The sequence below is a fragment of the Streptomyces capoamus genome (assembly GCF_014654935.1).
Classification (GTDB): domain Bacteria; phylum Actinomycetota; class Actinomycetes; order Streptomycetales; family Streptomycetaceae; genus Streptomyces; species Streptomyces capoamus.
Map to the genome: position 1 here is coordinate 139601 of NZ_BNBF01000019.1, position 3653 is coordinate 143253.

Consider the following 3653-nt stretch of genomic DNA (forward strand, 5'->3'; position numbering starts at 1 on the left):
GCCGCACTGATGTGGTTCTGCGCGTCAACGCCGTACACGGCGGCCTCCCGGAGCGTCCTCCAGGTCCGCAGATACGTGTCGACACTCGCCTCGTCGTCGATCCACAACTCCGCGTGCCAGTTCTCAACGATCACCTGACGGTCGTCGTAGATCCAGAAGGCGGTCGCCGGGGGGATCTTGAGCGAGGCGGACAGCGGGATGATCCCCAGCTCTACCGTGTCCAGGCCGATGGCTCCTGCGAGTCGGTCGAGCTGGGCCGCGAGCACCGAGGGCGGACAGAGCAGGGCGTGAAGGGCGGCCTCCCACAGGATGAGGTGGAAACGCTTCGAGGAGTCGTACAGCGCCTCTTGCCGTTTCATGCGGGACCGGACTGCTTCCTCGGTGTCGCGCGGCGATCGCTGCAGCTCCGCGTACCTCGTGAAGATCGACCGGGCGTAGTCCGGAGTCTGGAGAATCCCGAAAATCATGGAGGACTCCCAGCCACGGAATAGGGAGGCGTCGGCGTGAGCGCTCAGGTGGGTGTCCTGGACTGGCTTGTGCCCGGCGGCCAGCTGTCGCCGCCATGACCGGATGTGGGACTCGAAGCCACGGAGGCGGGCTAGCAGCTCGTCGTACGCCTCGGGCTGGCCGGTTGCCTCCGCCCACTTGCGCAGGTCATCGGGTGTTGGAGTCTGCCTGCCGTTCTCCAGCCTGCTGACCTTGGACTTGTTCCACCCGTACTGCTCGGCGAGTTCCGTACCGGTGAGCCGGCGTCCAGGGGCGGAGAGCCGGAGTTCGCGTAGTCGTACCCCGAGCGCTTCTCGTGCCTGCTGATAGTCCGTGCTCACCGGTGCGCACCTGCTCTCAGTTCTCCTTCGCGGTCAGCTGCGCCGCGAACTGCTCGTACGGGACGGCGTGATGCATCGCCGCGTCACGCGCCATGGCGTACCGCAGGACTGCCGCAGGCTCCGTGATCAGTTCGACGTTGACCAGGTTGTCGGCGTCATCGAAGTTGAGGAGCGCGACCAGCCGGGAGTCGAAGATCCAGAAGTCTTGGGCGGGCAGGCTGAGCCGGTCGGCATTCTCTCGCCAAAGGTTGTGGATCTTCTCGCCGACGGCGCTGTTGCGGCGCGCGTTGTCGAGCAGATAGAGCTGGCCAGCCGTCGGCGGGTCGTCGACGATGCGGACACGCTCGAACCGTTTGCCGAGCCCGGTCTGCTCGCGGCGCTCGGCACACCACTCGGCGTCGACGCCTTCCCAGTTGACGGGCTCGCCGCGGGTGAACTGCGCGTACGTATCCGTGAGCTCGTCGGACGCGTACCGGCGGCGGGTTTCCAGGCGCCACGCGGTGTGCTCGAACTGCGTGAAGAGCCGGTCGAACTCATCCAGCCCGATGCTGTTCCTCACGCGTGTGACCTCCCTGGGGGCGAAGTCGATGAGCAGTTCCCGTGGCACCACGATCGGCACCTCCCCCTCGTTCAGGTGCCGAAGCTGGGCAACGTCGTCAGGGTCGGTGAGGGCTGGGCCGTGCACGATGACCTCGCCCGTGTCGAGGTCTTCATGAATGGACGGGCACCCGTTGACGCCGCTGCCCGTGCCGTTGAAACGCAGTCGTCGGGCCATGGTCACGTCCTTCCGCTGGGGACTGATCTCCCAAGCCTCCCGGAGGTCGGCGTCTTCTGGGGGGGTCCCGTCGCCCCACATCAGCAACCTCGCGCAACCTCGCCGGGTGGTCAAGCAACTTCACGCAACTCCCATGGCGGCCATCAACTCCGTCTCCCTAGCGTCCTGTTCATGCCTACGACGGAACTGCGGGACGTCGACCCGCACGCGGCGGTGGAGTCTCTGAGGGCGGCGCTCACTGAGGTCGGGATCGTCTTCCCCTCCCTCGGCGTCGACTTCGCGAACCCCGATCTGAAACTCGTCGAGCTGGGGCGTGTCCGCGCCGACGTAGCCGAACGCCTGGCAGAAGCAATTCGGCGAGGGGGCCGTGAGTAATGGCAACGCGGGAAGAGGACGGCTACCTGGCCGTCGACACGAAGACGGACAAGATCGGCTACGTGATGGGGCACGCTGGCCCCACGTCCAGCTCCGACCCCCCGGCGGCGGACGAGAGTGGGACGCGGACCCCGACGCCATCCGGCAGGCCACGGACACCGAAGTGCTGCGCGCCCGTGCGACCGAGATGAGCCGGGCGGAGCGCCTCGGATGACCGTGCCCGCCACCGAGACCTTGCCTCTGTCGGCCGAGTGCGCGCTCGCCGCCCAGCCCGACTACACGGACCTTCACCGCGAGTGCCGCCAGACCGAGAACATTCCGCTGCCCCACGCCCACGGGATCTGGCTCGTCCGCCGCTGCGGCTGCCCCCACCACACCTATAACTGCAAGCGGCCCGCGCCCGCAGGTACGACCGGGGCGGCTCCTCCATGTTCTCGCTGACACGGCGCCTCGACGTCAGCCCTCCCTCATTCCCACCCCGTCGAAGGACCACAGACCTTCGGCGGGGTGGGTCCCCAGCCCCCGCCCCAGCTACCCCACCCTGCACAGGTTGAGCCTGAGGCGGGTTACCAGCACGGCTCGACACCTCCCAGAAAGGGAACGTCCATGACCGTCACGCTCGACAGCCCTTCCAGCACTCGCACCAGGGATCCGAAGGAGCTGCTCAACGGCGTTGAGCCGCACATCAGGCACCTGACCGTCAACATCCTGGACAGCGGCATGACCCTCTGGGACCGCGAGGTCGCTCTGCTGCTGCGCGACCACACGATGGTCCGTGACATGGCCGAGCGCATCCTCGGCAACGCCGTCATGTACACCGTCGGCTGCATGGAGCACCCTGAGGTCCACCTGGGCGTCGGCAAGCTCGTCGACATCGGCGTTCACCAGCTCATCCTCGACACCCCGGTGTGGTGGGCCCTCTGCGACGTCTACAACGAGGGCCGCTACAAGCACCACGCCCCGTTCGTCGAGCGCCGCCGCGACGGCCTGTGCCTGCGCACGGCGGACTTCCTGAAGTCCATCGGCTTCGACGTCGACGACGAGCTGTGGGCGATCGACGGCACGGAATGCTCACCGTGCGACAACAAGGTCCCCGACAGCCACTGAACGGCCCTAACCTGGCCCCTGTCCTCGGTCCCCCCGGAGGACAGGGGCCAGCCCTTTCGAAGAGGAATCGCCTTGCCCGCACAACATGACATCGCCGCCGAGACGGAGCTGTGGGACACCTTCGCCGCTTCGGCCTTCAAGGACGACGCGGAGCCGAGCTTCTGCTGGACCCAGTACGCCGGTCACGGACCCGGCCCAGAACTACTCGGCGACCCGAGCTCCGTCCTGGAGATCGGCTGCGGCACCGGCCGTGCCCTCGCCTATCTCGCCCAGCGCGGCATCACGGCTCGCGGCGTGGACTTGTCTCCCGTCATGGTCAAGAAGATCACAACGAAGTGGGCCAGCACTGGTGCGGAGTTCGTGCGCTCCGAGGTCCTGGCGTACCTGGGCGAGCACGAGGAAGCGTACGACGCCGTCTACTCGATCTTCGGAGCCGCCTGGTTCACCGACCCGAGCCGCCTCTTCCCCCTCGTCCGTCAGCGGCTCAACTCCGGCGGCGTCTTCGTCTTCTCACAGCCTCCCGCCATCCCCGGCGCTTACGGGCCCCAAGGCATGTACAAGGGAGGCTT

Annotated in this window: 5 protein-coding genes; 3 read left to right on the forward strand and 2 right to left on the reverse strand. The window is 67.2% G+C overall.

The annotated features are described in order from the left end of the window. Together IE312_RS27105 and IE312_RS27110 are read right to left on the reverse strand one after the other, a co-directional pair. Positions 1 to 827, reverse strand: an 827-nt coding sequence (locus IE312_RS27105; protein ID WP_189984969.1) for a helix-turn-helix domain-containing protein, incomplete at its 3' end; no start/stop codon positions are given. A gap of 16 nt (positions 828 to 843) precedes the next feature. Further along, complete coding sequence (locus tag IE312_RS27110; protein ID WP_189984935.1) at positions 844 to 1602, reverse strand: DUF6879 family protein; 759 nt, start codon at positions 1600 to 1602, stop codon at positions 844 to 846. 171 nt (positions 1603 to 1773) lie between these two features. Between IE312_RS27110 and IE312_RS27115 the strand changes: the two genes are divergently transcribed. The 3 genes from IE312_RS27115 to IE312_RS27125 all read left to right on the forward strand — a co-directional run. After that, complete coding sequence (locus IE312_RS27115) at positions 1774 to 1977, forward strand: hypothetical protein (RefSeq protein WP_189984936.1); 204 nt, start codon at positions 1774 to 1776, stop codon at positions 1975 to 1977. A gap of 606 nt (positions 1978 to 2583) precedes the next feature. After that, positions 2584 to 3084, forward strand: coding sequence for a hypothetical protein (locus IE312_RS27120; RefSeq protein WP_189984937.1), 501 nt, complete (start codon positions 2584 to 2586; stop codon positions 3082 to 3084). 72 nt (positions 3085 to 3156) lie between these two features. Further along, positions 3157 to 3653, forward strand: a 497-nt coding sequence (locus IE312_RS27125; protein WP_229900485.1) for a class I SAM-dependent methyltransferase, incomplete at its 3' end; no start/stop codon positions are given.

What these genes read in the sequence shown, in the direction of transcription:
- IE312_RS27120 (WP_189984937.1), top strand. Translation starts at nt 2,584, where the DNA reads ATGACCGTCACGCTCGACAGCCCTTCCAGCACTCGCACCAGGGATCCG.
- IE312_RS27115 (WP_189984936.1), top strand. Translation starts at nt 1,774, where the DNA reads ATGCCTACGACGGAACTGCGGGACGTCGACCCGCACGCGGCGGTGGAG.
- IE312_RS27110 (WP_189984935.1), bottom strand. Translation starts at nt 1,602, where the DNA reads ATGGCCCGACGACTGCGTTTCAACGGCACGGGCAGCGGCGTCAACGGG.